This window comes from Cupriavidus sp. SIMBA_020 (assembly GCF_046535395.1).
In the GTDB taxonomy this organism is placed as follows: Bacteria; Pseudomonadota; Gammaproteobacteria; order Burkholderiales; family Burkholderiaceae; genus Cupriavidus; species Cupriavidus campinensis.
In genome coordinates this window covers 1-238 of the sequence record NZ_JAWRWU010001590.1, presented here as the reverse complement: position 1 = coordinate 238, position 238 = coordinate 1, and the positions used below count along the sequence as shown (strand labels likewise).

Below are 238 nucleotides of genomic sequence, written 5' to 3'. Positions count from 1 at the left end.
CCAGGTTGAACATCTCCTGGTTCTTCTCGACCTCGACGCGCTGCACCGACGGGTAGTGTTCCTTCAGGTAATTGACCGACTTGGTGCCGACCTGCACCGACACCTTGCGGCCGTCCAGGTCCTTCAGGGTCTTGACCGGACCGTCCTTCTTGGTCAGCACCACCAGGCCGCCGGCGTAGTACGGGTCGGTGAAATCCACCACCTTGCTGCGCTCGGGCGTGATGTAGATGGCGGACAC

At 61.8% G+C, this 238-nt stretch carries 1 protein-coding gene; it reads right to left on the bottom strand.

The features are described from left to right. The coding region (locus SB751_RS34970; protein WP_410749610.1) for a transporter substrate-binding domain-containing protein at nucleotides 1-238 on the bottom strand (238 nt) is incomplete at both ends.